Here is a 24,454-nt window from a genome sequence, read left to right on the forward strand (position 1 = left end):
CCCCGGGCGACCAGTAACGTCGTCGGCGTCCCGCCCGGCCGGCGGAGTCCTTCGGCGGCACCGACGACGTCCGCGGCCTCGTCTTCGACGTGCGCCCCGGTCCGCCGCGCGAGGCCGGTCAGGCCTGAACCCGTGGCGGGAACACAGTTCGAAAAGACGGTCGAAAAGGCCGTAAGGCCGACATCGCGCGGGCAGTTGTCCACAGGCGAGTGACACGAATCGGTAACGGCAGCAAGAATGCGGGGTGTGACGTCACGCGGAACCTTTTCCGCGTGGTGTCCGTGTTTCGGGGTGGGCCGGTCTCGCACGGAGAGCGTCGGCCCGGATGAACGGGCCGAGGAGGGCCGGGTGACGACCTATGACGATCGAGCGAGCCTCACTGAGCTGACCACCACGGTGGAGCGGGTACGCGGTTCGGTGGAAGGCGTGATCGAGGGCAAGCCCGAGGTCGTACGGCTCGCGCTGACCGTGCTGCTCGCCGAGGGCCACCTGCTGATCGAGGACGTCCCCGGGGTGGGCAAGACCATGCTCGCCAAGGCGCTGGCGCGGTCCATCGACTGCTCGGTGCGGCGCATCCAGTTCACGCCGGACCTGCTGCCCTCGGACATCACCGGCGTGTCGATCTGGGACCAGCAGCGCCGGGACTTCGAGTTCAAGCCGGGCGCCATTTTCGCGCAGATCGTGATCGGCGACGAGATCAACCGCGCCTCGCCGAAGACGCAGTCCGCGCTGCTGGAGTCCATGGAGGAGCGCCAGGTCACCATCGACGGGCAGACGTACGAACTGCCCAGCCCCTTCATGGTGGTGGCCACCCAGAACCCGGTCGAGATGGAGGGCACCTACCCGCTGCCCGAGGCCCAGCGCGACCGCTTCATGGCGCGGGTCTCCGTGGGGTACCCGAGCGTCGAGGCCGAGTTGCAGATGCTCGACATCCACGGCGGGGTCAGCCCGCTGGAGGACCTCCAGCCGGTGGCGCACGCCCACGAGATCGTGAAGCTGGTCGAGGCGGTCCGCGGGGTGCACGTGGCCGAGCCGGTCCGGCGGTACGCGGTCGAACTGGTCGCCGCCACCCGCACCCACCCCGACCTCAGACTCGGCGCCTCCCCGCGCGCGACCCTGCACCTGCTGCGCGCGGCCAAGGCCTCCGCCGCCCTCGACGGCCGGGACTACGCGCTGCCGGACGACGTCCAGGCCCTCGCCGTCCCCGTCCTCGCCCACCGCCTGCTGCCCACCGCCCAGGCCCAGCTCAACCGCCGTACGGCCGAACAGGTGGTGGGGGAGATCCTGCAGCACACCCCGGTGCCCGCCGCTTCGGGCCGGCAGAGCGGCTTCGGCGGCCTGGGCCGCACCATCCCGGCCTATCCCCAGCAGCCGCCGCGGAGTCTGTGATGAGCACCGGGGGGATCGCGCCGGCGGAGGCCGACCGCGGGGAGACCAGCGGGGTCCGTACGGCCCTGGCGGGTCTCACCACCCGTGGCCGCTCCTTCCTCGCGGCCGGGATCGCCGCCGCGGTCTGCGCGTTCGTGCTGGGTCTGGGCGAGCTGCTGCGGGTCGGCCTGCTGCTCGCCGTGCTGCCCCTGCTCTGCGCGGGCGTGCTGTACCGCACGCGCTACCGGGTGGCCGCGAGCCGCCGTCTCGCCCCCGCGCGCGTACCGGCCGGCAGCGAGGCCCGGGTGCACCTGCGCATGGACAACGTCTCCCGGCTGCCCACCGGCCTGCTGATGCTCCAGGACCGGGTGCCGTACGTCCTGGGGCCGCGGCCCCGGTTCGTGCTGGACCGGGTGGAGCCGCAGGGCCGCCGCGAGGTGTCCTACCGGGTCCGCTCCGACCTGCGGGGCCGCTATCCGCTGGGCCCGCTGCAGCTGCGGCTGACGGACCCCTTCGGCATGTGCGAGCTGACCCGCTCCTTCTCGGCGTGCGACACGCTGACGGTGATCCCGCGCGTGGACCCGCTGACCCCGGTCCGCTTCGGCGGCGAGGCGCAGGGCTACGGCGACGGGCGGCAGCGCTCGCTGGCCCTGGCCGGCGAGGACGACGTGATCCCGCGCGGCTACCGTTACGGCGACGACCTGCGCCGGGTGCACTGGCGGTCCACCGCGCGCTACGGCGAGCTGATGGTGCGCCGCGAGGAGCAGCCCCGGCGCTCGCGCTGCACGGTCCTGCTGGACACCCGCGGCGGTGCCTACGAGGGCGCGGGCCCGGACTCGGCCTTCGAGTGGGCCGTCTCCGGTGCCGCCTCGGTGCTGGTGCACATGCTGGAACGCGGCTTCACGGTACGGCTGCTGACCGACGGCGGCAGCGCGGTGCCCGGCGAGGGCGCCGACGGGTTCGCGGGCGCCGGCCAGGAGACCGCGGACGCGGCCGGCCTGATGATGGACACCCTCGCGGTGATCGACCACTCCGCCGGCACCGGCCTGTCCCGGGCGTACGACGTGCTGCGCGGCGGCAACGAGGGGCTGCTGATCGCCTTCCTCGGCGACCTGGACGAGGAGCAGGCCACGACGGTCGCCAGGATGAGCCGGCGCAGCGGCGGCGCCGTCGCCTTCGTGCTGGACCCCGACACCTGGACCCGGGAGGCGACCGATGTGCCCCGCCCGGGCGACCGGCACACGGAGCGGCTGCGGATGCTGCGCGAGGCGGGCTGGACGGCGTTGAGCGTGCCGCGCGGCGCCTCGGTGGACGAGCTGTGGCGGCAGGCGGACCGGGAGCGTTCCGGTCTGGCCGCCGTGAGCGGGGAGGCGCGGGGATGAGCGGGCGGGCACGACTGGCGCTGTGCGCGGCGGCGGCCACCCTGATGGCCTCCTGCGCGCTGCTGCCGCTGGTCGCCGGGCCGACCTGGCTGCTGCAACTGGTGCCGCTGGTGGCCGTGCAGACCGGGGTGGGCGCGGCGGCCCGGCGGGTGCCGCTGGGCCGGTCGCTGACCGTGGCGGCTCAGGCCCTGGCCACCCTGGTGCTGCTGACCCTGGTCTTCGCCCGGCAGCACGCGGTCGCCGGGATGCTCCCCGGCCCAGACACCTTCCGGTACTTCGCCGAGCTGCTCCGGCAGGGCGGCGAGGACGTCGGCCGGTACGCGATACCGGCGCCGCTCACCCCGGGCATCAGGCTGATGCTGCTCGGCGGGGCGCTGGCCGTCGGGCTGCTGGTGGACGTGCTCGCGGTGACCTTCCGCAGCGCGGCCCCGGCCGGGCTGCCGCTGCTCGCGCTGTACTCGGTGGCCGCGGGCCTGTCCGACGGCGGCGCCGACTGGCTGTGGTTCCTGATGGCGGCGGCCGGCTATCTGATGCTGCTGCTCGCGGAGGGCCGGGACCGGCTCACCCAGTGGGGCCGGGTCTTCGGCGGCGCGCCGCGCGGACCGGGCGCCCCGGAGACGGGTGCGGTGGCGCCGGTGCGCACCGGGCGGCGGATCGGCGCGGTCGCGCTCGGCGTGGCCCTGGTGGTGCCGCTCGCCCTGCCCGCGCTGCACGGCGGGCTGCTGGACGCGGCCGGCACCGGTGTGGGGGCGGGCAACGGCGACGGGGGCACGATCTCGGCGGTCAACCCGCTGGTGTCGCTGCGCGACAACCTGAACACGAACGACGACCGCCAGGTGCTGACCCTGCGGACCGACACGGACGACATCTCCGACCTGTATCTGCGGATCGTCTCCCTGGACGAGTTCGACGGCACCACCTGGACGCCGGCCCAGCGGCACATCGTCGGCGTGCCGGACAAGCTGCCCACGCCGGCCGGCCTGAGCCCGGACGTACGGCGGGGCACGGTGCGGACGTCGGTCCGGGCGGCCGACTGGTACGCCCAGAACTGGCTGCCGATGCCCTACCCGCCGAGCGGGGTGAAGGTCGGCGGCCGGTGGCGGTACGAGCCGGTCGGGATGACCCTCGTCGGCGACCGCGGCCAGACCACGCGCGGCGCGAGCTACCAGGTGACCAGCCTGGACGTGCGGCCGACCGCGCGGCAGCTGGCCGCCGCGCCGCAGCCGCCGGCGGCGCTGCAGAGCGAGTACACCAAGGTGCCGGCCTCGCTGCCGAAGGTGGTGGAGCGCACCGCCAGGGAGATCACCGCGGGCGCGGACAGCCACTACGAGGAGGCCGTCAAGCTCCAGGACTGGTTCGCGGTCAGCGGCGGCTTCCAGTACGACACCTCGGTGAAGGTGGGCCACGGGCCCGGCGCCATAGCCAACTTCCTGAAGCAGAAGGAGGGGTTCTGCGTCCACTTCTCCTTCGCGATGGCGGCGATGGCCCGCACCCTCGGCATCCCGGCCCGGGTCGCGGTGGGCTTCGCGCCCGGCACCGTGCAGGCCGACGGCACCATCGCGGTGACCCAGAAGGACGCGCACGCCTGGCCCGAGCTGTACTTCGAGGGCGTGGGCTGGACCCGCTTCGAGCCGACGCCGACCCGCGGCACCACACCGTCGTACACCCAGTCGGACTCCCCGGGCAGCTCGCTGCCGGAGGAGGCGCTGCCGTCCAAGGGCGCGTCGGCGGCGCCCTCGGCCTCGGCCTCGGCGAGCGGGAGCTGCGACGGTGAGCTGCGCCGGCTCCAGGCCTGCGGGAGCCCGTCCGCCGCGGCGGCCCCGCGCCACGACGGCGGCGGCACGAACTGGTGGGCCGGGCTGCTGATCGCCCTGGGCGGGCTGCTGGTCCTGGCGGTTCCGCTGTCGCCGTTGCTGTGGCGGCAGCGGGTGCGCGCGCTGCGGCTGGGCGGGCACGCCCGGACCGCGCAGGGCGCGGCGGGACACACCCTGGCGGCCTGGCAGGAGCTGACGGACAGCGCCTGGGACCACGGCATCCCGCCGGACGAGTCGCTGACCCCGCGCAAGGCGGCCGACCGGATCGTCCGGCTCGGGCGTCTCGACCCGGCCGCCGGGGGTGCCGTGCACCGGCTGGCGGACGCGGTGGAGCAGGTGCTGTACGCGCCGAGGCCGCGCCCGGCGGCGGGCGCGGCGCAGGACGTGCGCCGGGTGACCGAGGGCCTGCGGGCCGGGGTGGGCGCCGGGGCGCGGCTGCGGGCGCTGTTCCTGCCCCGCTCCTCGGTCCGGGTGCTGTGGGCGGTGTCGGCCCGCTGGTCGGCACTGCGGGCCCGGGCCGCGGCGGCCCGGCCGACGCTGCGCCGGCCGTCGGGGCAGCGGGGCTGAGCACACAGGTGAGGGGCGGCCACCATCCGGTGGCCGCCCCTCACCTGTGTCTGCTGTGGCCGGCGCGGGAAGCGCCGGCGGTCAGTGCCCCTGCTCGTCCCGGCGGCGCTGCCAGCGCTGTTCGATCCGGTCCATCACGGAGCGCTTCGGACGCGCCTGCCGGCGCATTCCCGCCGGGGGCTGCTCCCCCGGCTTCGGGGTCTTGCGCCAGCCGGTGACCGCGAGCACGGCGCAGCCCAGCATGACGAGGAAACCGACCACGCTGACCCAGATCAGCTGCGCGACCATTCCGGCCATGAGGAGCGCGATACCCGCGAGGAAGCCTGCGACCGCCTGGTAGACCCGCCGCCGGGTGTACGTCCGCAGCCCGTTTCCCTCAAGCGCCGACGCGAACTTGGGGTCTTCGGCGTACAGCGCTCGCTCCATCTGCTCAAGCATTCGCTGCTCGTGCTCAGAGAGCGGCACGGAGTCCTCCTCATCGTGCAGTCGCCGGGGGCGACCCGGGGGGTCCCTTCAGGATAGGCAGGGAATCGCCCCCGTGAAACCCGCCCCTCTACGCCAATCGGCCAACCGGAATCCGTCGTGGCCGTACCGGCTCGCTGAAGCTTCCATTCCCCGGCGGCCGACCCGTCATGCCGGGTGGTGTACCTCGATCATACGGCGCAAACCCCTCGATCGGGGGGCTTGTGGCGTACTCCATCCGCTGCCGAGGTGCTGATCAGCGGGCCGCCCCGGTGGTGCGCGGCGGTGCCGGGAGCCGCTCAGGCCTCGGCGGCACCGGTCGTCTCACCGAGCACGTGCAGCTGGGTGGCCACGGAGTGGAACGCGGGCAGTTCGGCCGCCGCGGCCTCCAGCTTCAGCAGCGCGTCGAGGGCGCCGGGCTCGGTGTCCACCAGGACGCCGGGCACGAGGTCGGCGAAGACCCGCACGCCGTGCACCGCGCCGACCCGCAGCCCGGCCTCCTCGACCAGTCCGGTGAGCTGCTCGGCGGTGAAGCGGCGGGGCACCGGGTCGCCGGTGCCCCAGCGGCCGTCGGGGTCCCGGAGCGCCTGCCGGGCCTCGGTGAAGTGGCCGGCGAGGGCGCGGGCGAGCACGGCTCCGCCGAGACCGGCGGCGAGGACGCTCAGGACGCCCTCGGAGCGCAGCGCGGCGACGGCGTTGCGGATGCCCTCGGCCGGGTCGTCCATGTACTCCAGGACGCCGTGGCACAGGACGGCGTCGTAGCCGCCGCGCTCGGCCACGTCGAACAGGCCGTGCGCGTCGCCCTGGACGCCGCTGACCCGGTCGGCGACACCGGCCTCGGCGGCACGGCGCTCCAGCGCGAACAGGGCGTTGGGGCTCGGGTCGACGACGGTGACCCGGTGGCCGAGGCGGGCGAGGGGAACGGCGAAGTTGCCGCTGCCGCCGCCGGTGTCGAGGACGTCCAGCGAGTCCCGGCCCGCGGCCTTGACCCGGCGGTCGAGGGCGTCCTGCAGGACCTCCCAGACCACGGCGGTACGGAGAGAGGCGCGGGGGCGCGTCGGGTCCGACACGAGATGACTCCTCGGCAGGGCGAACGTCACGATCAGGCGAGGTCCACCCTATTGCTTCCGTGCCGCGTCCGGTCACCGCGGCGGCGCACGAGCCCCGGCGTCTCGGCCCGCGGACGCCGGCGCGCACCGGGTGGTCAGCCCGCGTCCGGCACCCCCCTCTTACCCGGGCCGTCGGCGCCGGTGTCGTCGTCCCGGCGGGGCTGGGGCAGGACGGGCTGGAGGACGAGCATGCGCTCCACGATGCGGAGGAACATCGCCACGTCCCGTATGAGGTCGTCGGCGTCGCGCTGGCCGGCCGCGCCCTGGATGCCCGCCTCGGCGCGGGCGCGGCGCGCGGCGCCGGAGGCGAACAGCGCGCTCCACTCGGTCAGCTCGGGGGCGATCTCGGGCAGTACCTCCCAGGCGCTGCGGATCCGGGCCCGGCGGCGCGGGGAGGTCTCGGGCCGGCCCCGGGCGGCGAGCACGGCGGCGGCGGTGCGCAGGGCGGCCAGGTGGGCCGTCGCATAGCGCTCGTTCGGTGTGTCCTGGACGGTGGCCTCCTCCAGTCCGGCCCGGGCCTGGGCGAGCAGGTCGAGGGCGGCGGGCGGGGCCGTGGCCCGGCGGAGCACGGGGTGCACGTCGCTCGCCGGGCCGGTCAGTGAGGGGGCAGGGCCGGTGGCGCGGCGCCGGCGGGCGGCGGCTGCGGACGAGTGGGCCATGACGAACCTCCTGTCGTCTGGGTGACGGCACGAATGCCGTATGTGCCCATCGTGCGGTATGCCACTGACAATCCGTTCTGACCTGGGCCTTTGCGTCGAGCGTAGGTTCGGGCGTACTTTTGCACTGACCAGTCAGTTCAATTGTCACGCAGGGGGGCCAGTGGACGCCACGGCCGGCGCGGACGTCAGGGCCGAGGGCCTGGGACTCAAGGGGCCACGGGGATGGGTCTTCCGTGGCGTCACCCTGGACGCGGAGCCCGGCTCGCTGATCGCGATCGAGGGACCGTCCGGCTCCGGCCGCACGAGTCTGCTGCTCGCGCTCACGGGACGGATGAAGCCCACCGAAGGAGTGGCCGTTGTCGGCGGGTTCAAACTCCCCCGGCACATGGCGGGCCTGCGCCGGGTCGGCGCGGTGGCCAACGTGAGCGGGGTGACCGACCTGGAGCCTGCCCTCACCGTCGGCGAGCACCTGCGCGAAGGGGCCCTGTTGCAGCGCCGGTTCGACGGCTCCCTGCGCGAGCTGCTGCGGCCCCGCGCCGAGCGCGCACGCCAGGCGCGGCAGCGGGTCGACGCGGCCCTGGCCGCCGCCGGACTCGACCTCGACACGCTCCCGAAGGGCTCCCGGACGGCCGTACGCGACCTGGAACGGCCGCAGGAGGTGCGGCTGTCGCTCGCGCTGGCCCTGCTCGGCCGGCCCCGGCTGCTCGGCGTGGACGACATCGACATGAAGCTCTCGGACGCCGAACGCGAGGGCGTCTGGGACGTGTTGCGGTCCCTCACGCGCGCGGGGACGACGGTCGTCGCCGTGTGCCGCACCGCCCCCGGGGACTGCGTCACCGTGCGGACGGACCGGGCGGAGCGGACCGAGGCCGAGCGGCGGGAGCCCGGGCCGGAGACGGACGCGGGCGGCGCGCCCGCGGACAAGCCCGAGAACGCCCCCGACCACGAGCCCGGGGACCAGCCCCGGACGCCCGAGCCGAAGAAGGAGGAAGCCGGCGATGCGCTCACCGAGGCTGGCCGCGCTTGAGCTGAGGCGCTTCGGACGCGGCAGGCTGCCCCGCGCCGCCCTGGTCGCGCTGCTCGTGCTGCCCCTGCTGTACGGCGCCCTGTACCTGTGGTCCTTCTGGGACCCGTACGGCCGTCTGGACCGGATCCCGGTGGCCCTGGTGAACGACGACAAGGGCGCCACGGCGGGCGGGAAGAAGATCACCGCGGGGGACGACATCGTGGACGGGCTGCGCGACAGCCGGACCTTCGCGTGGCACGAGGTGAGCGACGAGGAGGCCCGCGCGGGTGTCGAGGACGGCACCTACTACCTGTCGCTGACCATGCCGGCGGACTTCAGCCGCCGTATCGCGTCCAGCTCCGGCGACTCCCCGGAGACCGGCGCCCTGCGGGTGCGCACCAACGACGCGAACAACTACATCGTCGGCCAGATCTCCCGCAACGTCTTCAACGAGGTGCGCTCGGCGGCGTCCGCGAAGGCCTCCCGGAGCTTCCTGGACAAGATCTTCGTGTCGTTCTCCGACATCCATGACAAGACCGTCACGGCAGCACAGGGCGCGGACAAGCTGAACAGCGGCATCGGGAAGGCGGAGAAGGGCTCCAAGGACCTCGCGGACGGGCTGAAGCAGGCCAAGGGCGGCAGCGGCAGGCTGGCCAAGGGGCTCAAGAAGCTGGACACCGGCTCCGGCGACCTCCAGCAGGGCTCGCGGCAGGTCGCAGACGGCACCCAGGCGCTCGCCGACAAGGTCAACGGGGTCTACGCCGAGGCGGGTCCGTTCCTGCGGACCAACGAGAAGACCATCGGGGACACCGCCCGGCTGGTCTCCGACTCGGCGAAGGCGGTGAAGGAGAACCTGGACGTGCTGGTGAAGAGGGCGCCGGCCGCCGCGAAGGTCGCCCACGGATCCTCCGCCCTCCTCGACGAGATCTACCGCAAGCGCTGCGAGGGCGTGGCCCTCCCCGACCCGGGCTGCCCCGAGCTGAAGCGGGCCAGGACGGCCGCCGCCGAGGTGGCCACCGTCGCGGACGACCTCAACACCCTGATCGCCGACCAGGACGGCGACCTGAAGACGATGCGGGACAACCTCGGCACGCTGCAGAAGCAGGCCGACGCCCTCGCCGCGCGCGCCCCGCACCTGTACGAGGACGTGGACGACGCCGTCAAGAAGATCAACAAGCTGAACACCGGCGCGCAGAAGGTCGCCGCCGGCGCCGAGAAGCTGCACACCGGCATCGGCACCGCCCACACCGGCGCGGTCACGCTGGACCAGGGCCTCGGCACCGCCAAGTCGGGCGCCGAGACCCTGAACGGCGGCCTGTACAAGCTCTCGGACGGCTCGGGGAGGCTGGCCGGCGGTCTGCACTCGGGCGCGAAGAAGATCCCGGACTACGACAAGCAGGACCGCGACCGGCGCACCGGCGTGATGGCCGACCCGGTGCAGCTGGCCTCGCACGACCTGCACAAGGCGCCGAACTACGGCACCGGGTTCGCCCCCTACTTCATCCCGCTGTCCCTGTGGGTCGGCGCGATGGTGGCCTACATGCTGATCCCGCCGCTCAACCGGCGGGCCCTCGCGGCCGGCTCCCCCGCCTCGCGGATCGCGCTGGCCGGCTGGCTGCCGGTGGTCGCGGTGGGAGTGCTCCAGGTGGTGGCGCTGATGGCCGTACTGCACTGGGCGGTCGGGCTGCAGATGCTCCGGGCGGCCGGCACGATCGGCTTCCTGTGCCTGGTCACGGCGTGTTTCGCGGCGATCGTGCAGTGGCTGAACGCCCGCTTCGGCGCGGCCGGCCGGATCCTGGTGCTCGCGTTGCTGATGCTCCAGCTGACCTCGGCGGGCGGCACCTATCCCGTGCAGACCAGCCCCGGCTTCTTCAACGCGATCCACCCGTTCCTGCCGATGAGCTACATCGTGGAGGCGCTGCGCCGGCTGATCACGGGCGGCGGGCTCGGCCCGGTGTGGCAGGCCTGCGGTGTGCTCACCGCGTTCACCGCGGGCGCGCTCGCGCTGACCGCGCTGGCGGCCCGCCGCCACCAGGTGTGGACGACGGCCCGGCTGCACCCGGAGCTGAGCCTGTGATCAGGGGGCGGCGTCCGCACGCGCGCGTACCTGTGAGAATCGGGGCCATGGAAAGCAGCAGCGCCAAGGCCGGCGGCAGCACGCGCCGCGAGGCCACCCGGCAGAAGCTCTACGAGGCGGCCGTCACCCTCATCGCCGAGCAGGGCTTCTCCGCGACCACGGTGGACGAGATCGCGGAGCGGGCCGGGGTCGCGAAGGGCACGGTCTACTACAACTTCGCGAGCAAGTCCGTTCTCTTCGAGGAGCTGCTCAGGCACGGCGTCGGCCTGCTCACCGCCTCCCTGAAGGAGGCGGCCGAGCAGACGGCACACGAGGGCGGCAGCAAGGTGGACGCGCTGGACGCGATGGTCCGCGCGGGGCTGGTCTTCATCGACCGCTACCCGGCCTTCACCCAGCTGTACGTCGCCGAGCTGTGGCGCACCAACCGGGCCTGGCAGTCCACGCTGACGGTGGTGCGGCGGGAGGCGGTCGCGGTGGTCGAGGGGGTGCTGCGCGAGGGCGTGGCGGCCGGCGAGTTCAGCGACGAGATCGACGTCCAGCTGACGGCGGCGGCGCTGGTCGGCATGGTCCTGGTGGCCGCGCTGGACTGGAAGTCCTTCCAGCCGGAGCGCTCCCTGGACGACGTCCACGCGGCCCTGTCCCGGCTGCTCCAGGGCCGGGTCAGCGGCACGGTCTGACAGCCCGGGGACGTCACGCGGGCGCGCACGTGAGGCGCCGGTCCGTTGCCGGACCGGCGCCTCACGTTCCCCCTGTGCCAGGCGCCGTTCCGCCGCCCCGTGCCGGCGGTTCCGGGCCGTGCCCCCTGTCGTGCCCCCACTCTCCCGTCCCGGCGGCCCGCGCCCCATCCGCGCGCGTACTCATCTCGCGGCCTGAGTACGCGTACTCAGCCGTCCGCGCCCGGGCCGCCCGGCGGCCGGGTTGTCAGTGGTGGTCGATAAAGTCGCAGGCATGGCACGGATTGCGGTGATCGGCGCCGGGATGGGCGCGATGGCGGCTGCCGCCCGGCTGGCCGTCGCGGGCCACCGGGTGGTGGTGTACGAGCGCACGGAGACGTACGGCGGTGCGGTGCGCCGGTTCGAGCGGGAGGGCTTCCGCTTCGACACGGGCCCGGGACTGCTGACGCTGCCCGCCGTGTACCGCGACCTGTTCGTCAAGACCGGCAAGGAGCCGCTGGAGGCCTGCGTCGAGCTGGTGCAGGTCGACCCCTCCGCGCGGCACGTCTTCGCGGACGGCACGGAGGTGTCCCTGCCGAACGCCTCCCGCGCGGGCGTGGTCGCGGCGCTGGAGGAGGCGCTGGGCGCGGGGGCGGGCGAGCGCTGGGGCGAGTTCCTGGTGCGCGCCCGCGAGGCCTGGGACCGCACCCGCCGCCCCCTGCTGGAGGAGCCCCTGTGGCCGAACTGGGAGGTGCTGGCCGGCAAGGAGCCGTACCCGGGCACCCGGTACAAGCGGCTGCTGCGCACCCACCGGGTGGCCACGCTCTCCGAGATCGGCGGACGGGAGCTGCGCGACCCCCGGCTGGTGCGGCTGCTGGAGGGGTACGCGCTCGCGTACAGCGTCGACCCCGGCACCGCTCCGGCGAGCGCGGCCGTGCTGCCGTACATGGAGCACGCCTTCGGCACCTGGTATGTGCGCGGCGGGATCCGGGAGCTGGCGCGCGCGGTGTACGAGCGGTGCCTGAAGCGCCGGGTGGAGTTCGTCTTCGGCGCCGAGGTGGTCCGGGTCCTGGAGAAGGACGGCCGGGCGGCCGGGGTGGAGCTGGCCGACCGGACGGTGGCCGAGGCCGACTTCGTCGTCGGCGTGGGCCCCCGGCGGCTGGGCGGCCTGCTCCCGGACCGGGAGGTGTACGGCGCGCGGGACGTGCCCGCGGCCCCCGAGGACCGCTACCCGGGCCGGGTGGTGGTGTGCCTGGCGCTGCGCGGGGCGCGGGAGTCCGGCGCGGTGCACCGCACGGTGGTGCACGCGGCCGACGCGGACGGGGGCCCGTCCGGGCAAGGGGCGCTGCCCGGGCTGCCGCAGGTCGTCGTGGACCGGCCGGACGACCCGGCCCTGCGCCCCGACGCCGGCCACGAGTCCGTGGTGCTGACGGCGACCGTGCCGGCCGCCACGGAGTACGACTGGGCGGCGCCGGGGGCCGCCGACGCCTTCGCCGACCGGCTGCTGGAGGCGGCCGAGCGCGCCGTACCGGGGTTGCGCGGGCGGGTGCTGTGGCGGGAGGTGCGCACCCCGCTGGACACCGAGCGGGAGACGGGCGCCACGGGCGGTGCCGTTCCGCCGCCCGCGCTGGCCGGGCCGGGGGGTGTGCTGCATGCGGCCAACAGCACGGCGGTGCCGGGCCTGTTCGCGGTCGGCGGCTGGTCGCACCCCGGCGGCGGGCTCGCGCACGCCGGCATGTCGGGCGCGCTGGTGGACGGACTGATCGTGGAGGGCCCGGAGTTCCGCGGCTCGCGGTGACGGGCCCGACCGGCTGGGGCGGGGTTGCTCAGAAGCGGTACTGCTCGTCGTACCCGACCCCGGGCTGCTGCTGCCCGCCCGCGGTGTGCGGGTACGGCTGCTCCTGCGGGAGTTCGCCGGTGTGGGTCTCGTCGGTGCGCTGCTGCGGCACCCACACCCCGCCGGCCGGGGTCTCGCCGTAACCGCCGGTGGCGTACGGGTCGTGGGCGTAGCCCTGCTGCTGCCCGTACTGCTGGCCGTAGCCCTGGTCGTAGGAGCCGTAGGCCTGGCTGCCGATGTACGGGTCGGAGTAGTTGGCATAGGCCTGCTGGCCGGTGGTGTCGTAGCCGTAGCCCTGCTGGCCGTACCCGGAGTAGTCGTAGGCGTAGCTCTGCTGGGCGGTGTCCGCGGGGGCCTGGTCGCCGTACAGGCCGTAGCCGCCGGTGTCGTCGGAGAGGGGCTGCGGCTCGTAGACGGCGGTGGTCTCGGCGGTGGACCCGGCCGTGCGGGAGGGGGCCGGGGTGAAGACGTCGTCGCGGTCGGGGTCGTCGTCGTAGGCGCCCTGGGCCGGGCCGCCGTGGGCGTCCTGGTCGGGAGCCTGGTCGTCGGCGGTCGCGGCGTCGGCGTCCCGCGGGGCGGGCCCCGGGCGCTCCGCCCGGCCGCGGCGGCGCTTGCTGCCGCCGGCGGCCTCCGGTTCGGGCCGCTTGACCGCCCAGCCGGAGGCGAAGCCGCGGCGGAACGACAGCGTGACGTAGGTCTGTCCGACGGCGAAGGCGATCGCGCCCAGCCCGATCACGATGACGGACGGCATCAGCACGCCCAGCACGACGCCGAGGAATCCGGCGAAGGCCAGCAGGCGCCAGCGCAGCCGCGCCTTGTACTGCAGCAGCACCTCGCCCAGCAACCACAGCGCGACGACGCCGAACGCGATGTAGAGGACCGTCCAGCCCATGTACGCCCCTCTCCCAGTGACCGCTACGCAGTGTGTCGTATCGCGGTGCGGCCGGTCTAGGCCTGCGGGGGATGGTGCAGGCCCAGGTTCTCGTAGATTTCCAGGGTCGCCGTGGAGCTGTTGAGCGTGATGAAGTGCAGTCCGGGCACTCCCTCGGCCAGCAGCCGAGCGCAGAACTCCGTGGCGAACTCGATACCGATGGAGCGTACCGCCGCCGGATCGTCCTTCGCTGTGAGGATCCGCTCTTTCAGGGCGTCCGGGAAGCGGGCGTTACTGAGCTTCGGCAACCGTTCCAGCATCTTCACGCTGGTGACCGGCAGAACCTCCGGGATCACCGGGGTGTCGCAGCCCGCGGCCACCACACGGTCGCGCAGCCGCAGATACGACTCCGGCTGGAAGAACATCTGTGTGATGGCGTAGTCGGCGCCCGCACGGCACTTGTCCACGAAGTGGGCGACGTCGGCGTCCCAGTCCGCGGAGCGCGGGTGCATCTCCGGGAAGGCGGCGACGCCCACGCAGAAGTCCCCCGACTCCTTGATGAGCCGGACGAGTTCGGCCGCGTAGGTCAGGCCCCTCGGGTGCGGCACCCACTCGCCCATCGGGTCGCCGGGCGGGTCGCCGCGCACGGCGAGCATGTTGCGGATCCCGGCGTCCGCGTACTGGCCGATGATGTTGCGCAGCTCGGCGACGGAGTGGTCGACCGCGGTGAGGTGGGCGACCGGGGTCAGCGTGGTGTCCGCGACGATCTGCTGGGTCTCCTTGACCGTGCCCGCGCGGGTGGAGCCGCCGGCGCCGTAGGTCACGGAGACGAAGTCGGGGGCGACCGCCTCGACCCGTCGCAGGGCGCTCCACAGGCTTCGCTCGCCCTTGGGGGTCTTCGGCGCGGAGAACTCGAACGAGTACGTCGTCTTGCCGGCGGCGAGCATCTCGCGCACGGTCCGTGCGCGATCAGTCCTGGTGGATGCGGTTCCGAGGGCCATACCGGCAGGTTAGCCAGGGGTGGACGGTACCCCAACCGGACGTCGGAAATTTGCCCGATTTGCCGCTTCTCTGTCCAGTGGGTGGACAGAACGGCGCTAGCCGGCGTCCACCAGCCGCTTCGCGAGCCGCGCCGCCGCCGCGCCCGGGTCGTCCGCCTCGGTGATCGCGCGGACCACGACCACCCGGCGGGCGCCCGCGTCCAGCACCTGGTCCAGGGTGCCGAAGTCGATGCCGCCGATGGCGAACCAGGGGCGGTCGGTGCCGAGGGCCGCCGTGTGGCGGACCAGGTCGAGGCCGGGGGCGTGCCGGCCGGGCTTGGTCGGGGTGGGCCAGCAGGGGCCGGTGCAGAAGTAGTCCACGCCCTCCTGGACGGCGGCCGCGGCGGCCTCGGCCTCGGCGTGCGTGGAGCGGCCTATGAGGATGTCGTCGCCGAGGATGGCGCGGGCCGCGGGGACCGGCAGGTCGCCCTGGCCGAGGTGGAGCACGCCGGCGCGGGCGGCGTGGGCGACGTCCGCCCGGTCGTTGACCGCGAGCAGCTTGCCGTGCCGGGCGCAGGCCTCGGCGAAGACCTCCAGGTGCTCCAGCTCCTCGGCGGCCTCCATGCCCTTGTCGCGCAGCTGCACGATGTCGACGCCGCCGGCCAGCACCGCGTCCAGGAACTCGGGCAGGTCGCCCTGGCGCTTGCGGGCGTCCGTGCACAGGTACAGGCGGGCGTCGGCGAGCGCGGCGCGGGCGGTGTCGGACATGCGAGGGTCCCCCCGTGGTGTCGGTGTGCCCCGTGGTGCGGGGCGGTGGCGTACGGGCGTCCCGGCCCGCACGCCACCTCCTGCTGCGGGTCGGCTCAGACGGCGAGCGCCTGGGCGCGGCGCTTCACCTCCGTGCCGCGATTCTCGCTCAGGGCCTGCGCGGGGGTGCCGGGCAGGGTCGGGTCGGGGGTGAAGAGCCATTCGATCATCTCTTCGACCGTGAAGCCGTCGTCCCGCAGGAGCGTCAGGGTCCCGGCCAGGCCCTTGACGACCTTGTCCCCGTCGATGAAGGCGGCGGGGACGTGCAGCGCCCGGTTCTCCCCCCGGCGCACGGCGATGAGCTGGCCCTCCTTGACCAGCTGCCGGACACGCGTCACCTCGACGCCGAGCATGTCGGCGATGTCGGGCAGAGTGAGCCAGGCGGGGACGAGAGCATCGATTTTTGCGTCAATCTCGGTCACAGGGACAAGCCTGCCATCCCCCACCGACAGTCGGAAGCCAGGCAGGTCCACCTGGGAGAACGTCCTAGTCCGCGGTGGCGTCCTTCAGCGGGCGCGCCGGGTCGGACAGGGCCTGGGGGTCCATGGTCCGGCCCGCCTCGATCAGCCGGCGGCCCTGGGCCAGGTCCCGGGGGCGGCCCACCGCCAGCAGGGCCACCAGGCGGCCCTCCCGCAGCCAGCACACCGTCCAGGACGGGCCCGCCGGGTCGCCGCGCCACACCAGGCGGTCGGCGGCGGCGTGGTGGCCGGCGTACTGCACGAACCGGCCGAACTGCTCGGACCAGAAGTACGGCACCGGATCGTAGACGGCCGGGGTCTCGCCGAGGATGTTCGCGGCGACCGTGCGCGGGCCCTGGAGGGCGTTGTCCCAGTGGTGGACGAGGAGCCGTTCGCCGTAGCGGGCCGAGGGGAAGGAGGCGCAGTCGCCGACGGCGTACACGTCCGGCACGGAGGCGCGCAGCCGGTCGTCGGCGAGTACCTCGCCGTGCGGGCCCAGTTCGATGCCGGAGCCGGCCAGCCAGGCGGTGGCGGGGCGGGCGCCGATGCCGACGACGACGGCGCCCGCGGGCAGCCGGGTGCCGTCGGAGAGCACCACCTCGCCGGGCTCGACGCGTTCCACGCGCGCGTGGGTGCGCAGGACGGCGCCCGCGTCGGCGTACCAGGCCGCCATCGGCGCGGCGACCTCGGCGGGCAGGGCGCCGGCGAGCGGGTGCTCGGCGGCCTCCACGACGGTCACCGCGCAGCCGGCCTCGCGGGCGGCGGTGGCGAACTCGGCGCCGATCCAGCCGGCGCCCACCACCACGACGTCGTGCTGCCGGGCCAGCACGGGCCGCAGCCGTTCGGCGTCGTCCAGGGTACGCAGCAGGTGCACGCCGGGCACGCCCTCGGCGCCGGGCAGCCGGATCGGTTCGGCGCCGGTGGCGAGGACCAGGACGTCGTAGGGCACCGGGCCCGCCTCGGTGTCCAGTTCGTGGTCGGCGGGGCGCAGGCCCAGCACCTCGCAGCCGAGCCGCAGCTCGACTCCGAGGGACTCGAAGTCCACCTCGAAGGCGGAGTCCTCGGCCTTGCCGAGCAGCACCGCCTTCGACAGCGGCGGCCGGTCGTACGGCTGGTGCGGTTCGGCACCGATGACGGTCACACCGCCCGGGAAGCCCTGCTCGCGCAGCGCGACCGCGGTCTGCACCCCGGCCATGCCCGCGCCGACGACGACCACGCGCCGGCCCGCCACTGTGCCCTCTTGCGCTGTCTGCTCGCTCACCCGATCACCATAGACACGTGACGATCAGTCAGTCAGGGGGCCTGCCCGGTGACCTGTTCCACAACGCTGGTGCCGGAGCCCGGCTGGGACTCCCACTCCCAGGTCTCCTCCAGCCGCACCCGCCCGTCCGGCAGCTCCACGACCGTGGACACGCAGTGCCCGGAGGAGGTCGTCCCGTCGGTCTTCAGCTGCACGTACCGGAAGTCCAGCCGGTCCCCCTCCCGGGTGCCGACCAGACGGCCGCGTACGACGTCGCCGCCCGTGTACTCGGCCCAGATCCCGCCGTCCTGCTCGTGGTAGGCGAACCGGGTGCGGGTACCCACCTGACCTGGGGCTTGGTCCGCCACCGGGGCGAGGATCAGTCCGTCGAGCGACCGGGCCATGGAACGGGGCTCCCTTACGGGTGAGGAGGGCTGCGGGCTAGGGTGGCCACCGTACAAGCACTCGCGGGAGCCCGGACGCACCGGGCTGAGAGGGAGGCTGGCGGCCTCCGACCGTACGAACCTGATCCGGGTCATGCCGGCGAAGGGAGGGGCTGGACGCCCATGTCGTCACGTACGTCCGACGTCCTCGTCATCGGGGGCGGGATCATCGGCCTGGTCACGGCCTGGCGCGCGGCGCAGCGCGGGCTCGCCACGGCCGTGGTGGACCCCGAGCCCGGCGGCGGGGCCGCGCAGGTCGCGGCCGGGATGCTGGCCGCGGTCACCGAACTGCACTACGGCGAGGAAACCCTGCTCGCCCTGAACCTGGAGTCGGCCCGCCGCTACCCGGCCTTCGCGGCCGAGCTGGCCGACCTGACGGGCCACGACCTCGGCTACCGGCGCTGCGGCACCCTCGCCGTCGCGCTGGACGCCGACGACCGCGCCCACCTGCGGGAACTGCACGACCTCCAGCGGCGCTCGGGGCTGGACTCGGAGTGGCTGTCCGGGCGGGACTGCCGGCGTCTGGAGCCGATGCTGGCGCCGGGGGTGCGCGGCGGGCTGCGGGTGGACGCCGACCACCAGATCGACCCGCGCCGGCTGGCGGCGGCCCTGGTGGCCGCGTGCGAGCGGGCCGGTGTGGTGTTCCACCGCGCGTGGGCCGAACGGCTGGACGTGGTGCGCGACCGGGCCGCCGGGGTCACCACGGCGGACGGCACCGCACTGCGTGCGGACCGGGTGGTGCTCGCGGCGGGCAGTCTGAGCGGGCGGCTCGCAGGCGTGCCGGACGAGCTGCTGCCGCCGGTGCGGCCGGTCAAGGGGCAGGTGCTGCGGCTGACCGTGCCGCCCCGGTACGCGCCGTTCCTGAGCCGGACCGTCCGGGCCGTGGTGCGCGGCAGCCACGTCTACCTCGTGCCCCGGGAGAACGGCGAACTGGTCGTCGGCGCCACCAGCGAGGAGCTGGGCTGGGACACGACGGTCACGGCGGGGGGCGTGTACGAGCTGCTGCGCGACGCCCATGAGCTGGTGCCCGGCATCACCGAGCTGCCGCTCACCGAGACCCGGGCCGGGCTGCGCCCCTGCTCCCCCGACAACGCGCCGCTGCTCGGGCCGTCCGGCCTGGCCGGGCTGCTGCTGGCCACCGGGCACCACCGCAACGGGGTGCTGCTCACGCCGGTCACCGGGGACGTGCTGGCGCACACCCTGGCCGCCGGGGAAGTGCCGGAGGAGGCCCGTCCGTTCGACCCGCGGCGCTTCGGCACCGCGCGCGCGGAGACCCACGTGGAGCACCCGGAGAAGCTGGAGCAGCCCGTATGAACAGCCCGGTCCTGATTTCCGTCAACGGGGAGCGCCGGGAGATCGCCCCGGGCACCGCCCTCGACGCCCTCGTGCGGACCCTCACCGCCGCGCCGCGCGGGGTGGCCGCCGCCGTCAACGAGACCGTCGTCCCGCGCGCGCGGTGGGCGACGACCGCCCTCGCCGACGGCGACCGGGTCGAGGTCCTCACCGCCGTACAGGGAGGCTGAGCCATGGCCGACGATCCGCTGGTCCTCGGGGACCTGACCTTCTCCTCCCGGCTGATCATGGGAACCGGCGGGGCACCCAGCCTCGACGTGCTGGAGCGGGCGCTGGTCGCCTCCGGCACGGAGCTGACCACGGTCGCGATGCGCCGGGTGGACCCCGGCGTGCACGGCTCGGTGCTGTCGGTACTGGAGCGGCTCGGCATCCGGGTGCTGCCCAACACGGCGGGCTGCTTCACCGCCGGAGAGGCCGTGCTGACCGCCCGGCTGGCCCGGGAGGCGCTCGGTACGGACCTGGTGAAGCTGGAGGTCATCGCCGACGAGCGAACCCTGCTGCCGGACCCGGTGGAGACGCTGGAGGCGGCGGAGACGCTGGTCGACGACGGGTTCACGGTGCTGCCGTACACGAACGACGACCCGGTGCTCGCCCGCAGGCTGGAGGACGTGGGGTGCGCGGCGGTCATGCCCCTCGGATCGCCGATCGGCTCCGGTCTGGGGATCCGCAATCCGCACAACTTCCAGCTGATCGTGGAGCACGCGCGCGTGCCGGTGATCCTGGACGCGGGGGCCGGTACGGCGTCCGACGCGGCGCTGGCGATGGAGCTGGGCTGTGCGGGGGTGATGCTGGCGTCCGCGGTGACGCGGGCCCAGGAGCCGGAGCGGATGGCCTGCGCGATGAGGCTCGCGGTGGAGGGCGGGCGGCTGGCCCGGCTGGCCGGGCGGATCCCGCGCCGGTATCTCGCGGAGGCGTCGTCCCCGGTTCAGGGGCTGGCCCGGCTGGATCCCGAGCGGCCGGCGTTCTGACGGACCGGACGTCGTGCCGGGCGTGTGTCGCGTCACAGGTCGGCTGCAGTAGCGGTGCTCGTCGGCTACGGGCCGGCCGTCGTGCCGGTGGGTCCTCGTAGACTCCCCTGCGTGGATACGACCCTTCAGGACCCCCTCGTCGGGCAGGTACTCGACGGCCGGTACCGCGTCGACGCGCGCGTCGCGGCCGGCGGGATGGCCACGGTGTACCGGGCCCTGGACACCCGCCTGGACCGCGTGCTCGCGTTGAAGGTGATGCACCCTGCGCTCGCGTCCGACGGGACGTTCGTCGAGCGGTTCATCCGGGAGGCGAAGTCCGTCGCCCGGCTGGACCACCCCAACGTGGTGCAGGTCTTCGACCAGGGGACCGACGGGTCGTACGTGTACCTGGCGATGGAGTACATCGCCGGCTGCACCCTGCGGGACGTGCTGCGCGAGCGGGGCGCGGTGCAGCCGCGGGCCGCGCTGGACATCCTGGAGCCGGTGCTCGCCGCGCTCGGTGCCGCCCACCGGGCCGGGTTCGTGCACCGCGACATGAAGCCGGAGAACGTGCTGATAGGCGACGACGGCCGGGTCAAGGTCGCCGACTTCGGGCTGGTGCGCTCCGTGGACACGGTGACCAGCACGACGGGTGCCGTGCTCGGGACCGTCTCCTATCTCGCGCCGGAGCAGATCGAGCAGGGCACCACCGATCCGCGCGTCGACGTGTACGCGTGCGGTGTGGTGCTGTACGAGATGCTGACGGGGGGCAAGCCGCACGCCGGGGACTCCGCGGCCCAGGTGCTGTACAAGCACGTGCACGAGGATGTGCCCCCGCCCTCGGCGCTGGTGCCGGGGCTGCCGTACGTGCTGGACGAGCTGGTGGCGTCGGCCACCGCGCGCGTCCCGGACATCCGGCCGCACGACGCCGTGGCGCTGCTCGCCCAGGTCCGCGAGGCCCGCCTGACGCTGACCGACGAGCAGCTGGACGTGGTGCCGCCGCAGGCGCTGGCCGCCGGGCACGACAACGCCGAGGACCGCACGAGCGTGATCCCGCGGGCGCTCACCGTGCCCCGGCCGCTGCCCGTGGACGAGGACGCGGATCCCGGGGACGGCGTCCACCGCACGGCCCGCTTCGAGAGCCCGCCCGTCGCGTCGCGCCGGCGCCCGGCGCGGCCCCGGCGCACGGTACTGGCGGTGGTCGCGGCCGTCCTGGTGGTGTTCGGTGCGGGCGCCGGGGTCTGGTACATCAACTCCGGCCAGTTCACCAAGGTGCCCCCGCTGCTGGCGCAGACCGAGGACAGGGCGCGGGCCCGGCTGAGCGCGGCCGGTCTCGACGTGGCCCGGGTCAAGCGGGCGTACAGCGACACCGTCGAGCGCGGCGCGGTGATCGGCTCGGACCCGGCGCCCGGCGCCCGGATCCGGGACCACGACGCGGTGACGCTGACCGTGTCGCTGGGCCCGGAGACGGTGAACGTGCCGGACCTGAAGGGCCAGCCGCTCGCCAAGGCGCAGGCGCGGCTGAAGGCGGACGGCCTGGAGCCGGGCATGGTGACCCGCCGGTTCAGCGACGACGTGGACCGGGGCTCGGTGGTCGGCACCACGCCGGATGCGGGCACCAAGCGGCACGCGGGCTCGGCGATCGCGCTGATCGTGAGCAAGGGCAGCCCCGTCGACGTGCCGGACGTCACCGGCGACGACGTGGACAGCGCCCGGCAGGAGCTGACGGACGCCGGGCTGAAGGTGAGGATCGCGGCCGGGCGGATCAACTCCGAGTACGACAAGGGCGAGGTCGCCGCGCAGAGCCCGGACGGGGGCGGCCGGGCCGCCGAGGGCGACACGGTGACGCTGACCCTGTCCAAGGGCCCCGAGATGATCGAGGTCCCGGACGTGACCGGGGACAGCGTGGACGACGCGCACAAGGCCCTGGAGGCCGCCGGCTTCCGGGTGGACGAGGACCGCGGGCTGCTCGGCCTGTTCGGCGACACCGTGAAGAAGCAGTCGGTCGAGGGCGGCGACAAGGCGCCCAAGGGCTCGACGATCACGATCACCATCCGGTGAGACCGGTCCCCCGGTGACCGGTCTCACCGGGGACCGCGGCCCGGGCGCGGGGGCGGACATGACACCCTGAACGGGTGAGTCCCGTTCCGTCCCGTCTCCCCCGCAACCCCGTCGGCGGCCATGTGCCGGTGGCCGGCGGACTGCACTCCGTGGGGCTGTCCTACGCCCGTGACCTGAAGGCCGAGACCGTGCAGGTCTTCGTCGCCAACCCGCGCGGCTGGGCCACCCCGCCCGGCAACCCGCGGCAGGACGAGGCGTTCCGCGCGGCGTGCGCCGAGGAGTCGATCCCGGCGTACGTGCACGCGCCGTACCTGATCAACTTCGGCTCCCACACCGAGGCGACCGTGGAGCGGTCCGTGGAGTCGCTGCGGCACTCGCTGCGGCGCGGGCGGGAGATCGGCGCGCTGGGCGTGGTGGTGCACACCGGGAGCGCGACCGGCGGGCGGCCCCGGGAGGTGGCGCTGAGGCAGGTACGCGCCCGCCTGCTGCCGCTGCTGGACGAGCTGACCCATGACGACGACCCGTTCCTGCTGCTGGAGTCGACCGCCGGGCAGGGCGCCTCGCTGTGCTCGCGGACCTGGGACTTCGGGCCGTACTTCGAGGCGCTGGACGCCCATCCGAAGCTGGGCGTGTGCCTGGACACCTGCCACGTCTTCGCCGCCGGGCACGACCTGACCGGGCCGAGCGGCATGCACCAGACCCTGGACCTGCTGGTGGACACCGTGGGCGAGGGCCGGCTGAAGCTGATCCACGCCAACGACTCCAAGGACGTGGTGGGCGCGCACAAGGACCGGCACGCGAACATCGGCGACGGTCACATCGGCGAGGACCCGTTCCGGGCGCTCATGACCCACCCCGCGACCGAGGGCGTACCGCTGGTCATCGAGACGCCCGGCGGCAGGGAGGGGCACGCGGCGGACGTGGAGCGGCTGAAGAAGCTGCGCGACGCGTAGCCGCCGGGGCCTCGCCCGGGCTCAGAGTTCGGGGCCGTCCCCGGGCTGCTCCTGGTAGGAGTAGCGCTGTTCCTTCCAGGGGTCGCCGATGTTGTGGTAGCCGCGTTCCTCCCAGAAGCCGCGGCGGTCGGCGGTCATGTACTCCACACCGCGGACCCACTTCGGGCCCTTCCAGGCGTACAGGTGGGGCACGACCAGGCGGACCGGGAAGCCGTGCTCGGCGGTGAGCAGCTCGCCGTCCTTGTGGGTGGCGAAGAGGGTGCGGTCGGAGGCGAAGTCCGACAGGCGCAGGTTCGAGCTGAAGCCGTACTCCGCCCAGACCATCACATGGGTGACGTCCGGCGCCGGCGGGGCGAGGTCCAGCAGCGCGCGGGCCGGGATGCCGCCCCACTCCGCGCCGAGCATGCTGAACTTCGTCACGCAGTGCAGATCGGCCACCACGGTGGTGTACGGCAGGGCCGTGAACTCCTCGTGGTCCCAGGTGTGCTTGTCGCCGTCGGCGGTGGCGCCGAAGACCCGGAACTCCCAGCGCTCCGGCCGGAACTTCGGGACCGGCCCGTAGTGCGTGACCGGCCAGCCCCGCTGGAGCCGCTGCCCCGGCGGAAGCTCGGACCCGGCCGCTGCCCCAGACGCGCGCTCCACCGGATGACCCATGTAACCATCCTGACAGACCTCGGGCAGTGCCCTTGACCCCCCTCCCCCGAACCGGACAAGTAGCGACACTTCAGAACTTACCTACTAAGTACGCACTTACTGGACGATCTTCTCCGCCGGTGCGATCATGCCGCCGCACCCTCTCCCGTATCCCGTGTGGAAGGAGCCGCTGCGATGCAGGGCGATCCCGAGATCATCGAGTTCCTCAACGAGCAGCTGACCGGCGAGCTGACCGCGATCAACCAGTACTTCCTGCACGCGAAGATGCAGGAGAACTTCGGTTGGTACAAGCTCGCCGCGTACACGCGGCGCGAGTCGTTCGACGAGATGAAGCACGCGGAGGTGCTCACCGACCGGATCCTGTTCCTGGAGGGGCTGCCGAACTACCAGCGGCTCTTCCACGTCCGGGTCGGGCAGACGGTGCGGGAGATGTTCGAGGCCGACCGGCAGGTCGAGGTCGAGGCGATCGACCGGCTGCGGCGGGGCGTCAAGGTGATGCGGGAGAAGGGGGACATCACGTCCGCCAACATCTTCGAGGACATCCTCGCCGACGAGGAGCACCACATCGACTACCTCGACACCCAGCTGGAGCTGGTGGACAAGCTCGGCGAGGCGCTCTACATCTCCCAGCTGATCGAACAGCCGCAGAGCAGCTGAGCTAGGTGTTCTGTCCGGGGAGGTTGTGGACGGGTGAGTCAGATCTCGGCTGAGGGATCTTGAACGGGTGAGGGCCTTCCGGTTCGGTGTGGATTG

General features: G+C 73.9%; 23 protein-coding genes and 1 riboswitch. Of the genes, 13 read left to right on the forward strand and 10 right to left on the reverse strand.

Annotated features, from left to right (window positions below; translation table 11 throughout):
- The first annotated feature begins 348 nt into the window (after positions 1–348).
- Genes ACZ3ZD_RS33560 through ACZ3ZD_RS33570 form a run of 3 tightly spaced genes read left to right on the forward strand, consistent with a single transcriptional unit; the run spans position 349 to position 5,131 of the window.
- Positions 349–1,389, forward strand: coding sequence for an AAA family ATPase (locus ACZ3ZD_RS33560; RefSeq protein WP_467405950.1), 1,041 nt, complete (start codon positions 349–351; stop codon positions 1,387–1,389).
- Positions 1,389–2,750 (forward strand): DUF58 domain-containing protein, encoded by a 1,362-nt coding sequence (locus tag ACZ3ZD_RS33565; RefSeq protein ID WP_467405952.1) that lies wholly within the window; start codon positions 1,389–1,391, stop codon positions 2,748–2,750. Before ACZ3ZD_RS33560 ends, ACZ3ZD_RS33565 begins: the two co-directional genes overlap by 1 nt.
- The gene (locus ACZ3ZD_RS33570; protein WP_467405955.1) at positions 2,747–5,131 is read left to right on the forward strand and encodes a transglutaminase TgpA family protein; all 2,385 of its coding nucleotides are present in this window, start codon (positions 2,747–2,749) and stop codon (positions 5,129–5,131) included. The genes ACZ3ZD_RS33565 and ACZ3ZD_RS33570 overlap by 4 nt, the downstream gene beginning before the upstream one ends.
- Positions 5,132–5,212: 81 nt before the next feature.
- Here the strand turns inward: ACZ3ZD_RS33570 and ACZ3ZD_RS33575 are convergent, their stop codons facing one another.
- The 3 genes from ACZ3ZD_RS33575 to ACZ3ZD_RS33585 form a co-directional block, all read right to left on the reverse strand.
- The gene (locus ACZ3ZD_RS33575) at positions 5,213–5,596 is read right to left on the reverse strand and encodes a DUF3040 domain-containing protein (RefSeq protein ID WP_467405958.1); all 384 of its coding nucleotides are present in this window, start codon (positions 5,594–5,596) and stop codon (positions 5,213–5,215) included.
- Between the two features lie 296 nt (positions 5,597–5,892).
- Entirely contained in the window at positions 5,893–6,663 is a 771-nt protein-coding gene (locus tag ACZ3ZD_RS33580; RefSeq protein ID WP_467405962.1) for a methyltransferase, read from the reverse strand.
- A gap of 134 nt (positions 6,664–6,797) precedes the next feature.
- The gene (locus ACZ3ZD_RS33585; RefSeq protein WP_467405966.1) at positions 6,798–7,361 is read right to left on the reverse strand and encodes an SAV_6107 family HEPN domain-containing protein; all 564 of its coding nucleotides are present in this window, start codon (positions 7,359–7,361) and stop codon (positions 6,798–6,800) included.
- 160 nt (positions 7,362–7,521) lie between these two features.
- On the opposite strand from ACZ3ZD_RS33585, the gene ACZ3ZD_RS33590 reads away from it, so the two are divergent.
- The 4 genes from ACZ3ZD_RS33590 (at position 7,522) to ACZ3ZD_RS33605 (ending at position 12,895) form a co-directional block, all read left to right on the forward strand.
- Positions 7,522–8,388 carry an ATP-binding cassette domain-containing protein gene (locus ACZ3ZD_RS33590; protein ID WP_467405969.1) on the forward strand — a complete coding sequence of 289 codons (867 nt, stop codon included), beginning with the start codon at positions 7,522–7,524 and terminating at the stop codon, positions 8,386–8,388.
- Positions 8,360–10,444: a YhgE/Pip family protein gene (locus tag ACZ3ZD_RS33595; RefSeq protein WP_467405972.1), complete on the forward strand. Its 2,085-nt coding sequence runs from the start codon at positions 8,360–8,362 to the stop codon at positions 10,442–10,444. The genes ACZ3ZD_RS33590 and ACZ3ZD_RS33595 overlap by 29 nt, the downstream gene beginning before the upstream one ends.
- Positions 10,445–10,491: 47 nt before the next feature.
- Positions 10,492–11,121 carry a TetR/AcrR family transcriptional regulator gene (locus ACZ3ZD_RS33600; protein WP_467405975.1) on the forward strand — a complete coding sequence of 210 codons (630 nt, stop codon included), beginning with the start codon at positions 10,492–10,494 and terminating at the stop codon, positions 11,119–11,121.
- Between the two features lie 271 nt (positions 11,122–11,392).
- The gene (locus ACZ3ZD_RS33605; RefSeq protein ID WP_467405978.1) at positions 11,393–12,895 is read left to right on the forward strand and encodes a phytoene desaturase family protein; all 1,503 of its coding nucleotides are present in this window, start codon (positions 11,393–11,395) and stop codon (positions 12,893–12,895) included.
- A 28-nt stretch (positions 12,896–12,923) separates the two neighbouring features.
- On the opposite strand, the gene ACZ3ZD_RS33610 is transcribed toward ACZ3ZD_RS33605, so the two are convergent.
- The 6 genes from ACZ3ZD_RS33610 to ACZ3ZD_RS33635 form a co-directional block, all read right to left on the reverse strand.
- On the reverse strand, positions 12,924–13,826 hold the full coding sequence (locus ACZ3ZD_RS33610; protein ID WP_467405982.1) for an SCO2102 family sporulation regulator: 903 nt from the start codon (positions 13,824–13,826) through the stop codon (positions 12,924–12,926).
- A gap of 56 nt (positions 13,827–13,882) precedes the next feature.
- Positions 13,883–14,806, reverse strand: a complete 924-nt coding sequence (metF, locus tag ACZ3ZD_RS33615; RefSeq protein ID WP_467405987.1) for a methylenetetrahydrofolate reductase [NAD(P)H] — start codon at positions 14,804–14,806, stop codon at positions 13,883–13,885.
- A 96-nt stretch (positions 14,807–14,902) separates the two neighbouring features.
- On the reverse strand, positions 14,903–15,553 hold the full coding sequence (gene thiE / locus ACZ3ZD_RS33620) for a thiamine phosphate synthase (protein WP_467405989.1): 651 nt from the start codon (positions 15,551–15,553) through the stop codon (positions 14,903–14,905).
- A 95-nt stretch (positions 15,554–15,648) separates the two neighbouring features.
- Positions 15,649–16,014 (reverse strand): Rv2175c family DNA-binding protein, encoded by a 366-nt coding sequence (locus tag ACZ3ZD_RS33625; RefSeq protein ID WP_366751452.1) that lies wholly within the window; start codon positions 16,012–16,014, stop codon positions 15,649–15,651.
- Between the two features lie 64 nt (positions 16,015–16,078).
- On the reverse strand, positions 16,079–17,311 hold the full coding sequence (locus ACZ3ZD_RS33630) for an NAD(P)/FAD-dependent oxidoreductase (RefSeq protein ID WP_467405997.1): 1,233 nt from the start codon (positions 17,309–17,311) through the stop codon (positions 16,079–16,081).
- Positions 17,312–17,343: 32 nt separating this feature from the next.
- A complete protein-coding gene (locus tag ACZ3ZD_RS33635; protein WP_467406000.1) occupies positions 17,344–17,694 on the reverse strand; it encodes an avidin-fold protein in 351 nt (116 codons plus the stop codon).
- A gap of 53 nt (positions 17,695–17,747) precedes the next feature.
- A riboswitch (TPP riboswitch) is annotated at positions 17,748–17,859 on the forward strand.
- Between ACZ3ZD_RS33635 and thiO the strand changes: the two genes are divergently transcribed.
- From thiO to ACZ3ZD_RS33660, 5 genes are all read left to right on the forward strand, one after another.
- Positions 17,857–19,047, forward strand: coding sequence for a glycine oxidase ThiO (gene thiO, locus ACZ3ZD_RS33640; RefSeq protein ID WP_467406003.1), 1,191 nt, complete (start codon positions 17,857–17,859; stop codon positions 19,045–19,047). (Overlaps the previous riboswitch by 3 nt.)
- The gene (gene thiS / locus ACZ3ZD_RS33645) at positions 19,044–19,256 is read left to right on the forward strand and encodes a sulfur carrier protein ThiS (protein WP_467406005.1); all 213 of its coding nucleotides are present in this window, start codon (positions 19,044–19,046) and stop codon (positions 19,254–19,256) included. The genes thiO and thiS overlap by 4 nt, the downstream gene beginning before the upstream one ends.
- A gap of 3 nt (positions 19,257–19,259) precedes the next feature.
- Positions 19,260–20,054 (forward strand): thiazole synthase, encoded by a 795-nt coding sequence (locus ACZ3ZD_RS33650; RefSeq protein ID WP_467406009.1) that lies wholly within the window; start codon positions 19,260–19,262, stop codon positions 20,052–20,054.
- A 111-nt stretch (positions 20,055–20,165) separates the two neighbouring features.
- Entirely contained in the window at positions 20,166–22,094 is a 1,929-nt protein-coding gene (gene pknB / locus ACZ3ZD_RS33655; RefSeq protein ID WP_467406013.1) for a Stk1 family PASTA domain-containing Ser/Thr kinase, read from the forward strand.
- 74 nt (positions 22,095–22,168) lie between these two features.
- A complete protein-coding gene (locus ACZ3ZD_RS33660) occupies positions 22,169–23,047 on the forward strand; it encodes a deoxyribonuclease IV (protein ID WP_467406016.1) in 879 nt (292 codons plus the stop codon).
- Between the two features lie 21 nt (positions 23,048–23,068).
- Here ACZ3ZD_RS33660 and ACZ3ZD_RS33665 read toward each other — a convergent pair whose 3' ends face one another.
- The gene (locus ACZ3ZD_RS33665; protein ID WP_467406019.1) at positions 23,069–23,701 is read right to left on the reverse strand and encodes a sulfite oxidase-like oxidoreductase; all 633 of its coding nucleotides are present in this window, start codon (positions 23,699–23,701) and stop codon (positions 23,069–23,071) included.
- Between the two features lie 174 nt (positions 23,702–23,875).
- Between ACZ3ZD_RS33665 and bfr the strand changes: the two genes are divergently transcribed.
- Complete coding sequence (gene bfr / locus ACZ3ZD_RS33670; RefSeq protein WP_467406021.1) at positions 23,876–24,358, forward strand: bacterioferritin; 483 nt, start codon at positions 23,876–23,878, stop codon at positions 24,356–24,358.
- The last annotated feature ends 96 nt before the right edge of the window (positions 24,359–24,454 follow it).

This window comes from Streptomyces sp. NPDC023481 (genome assembly GCF_055560195.1).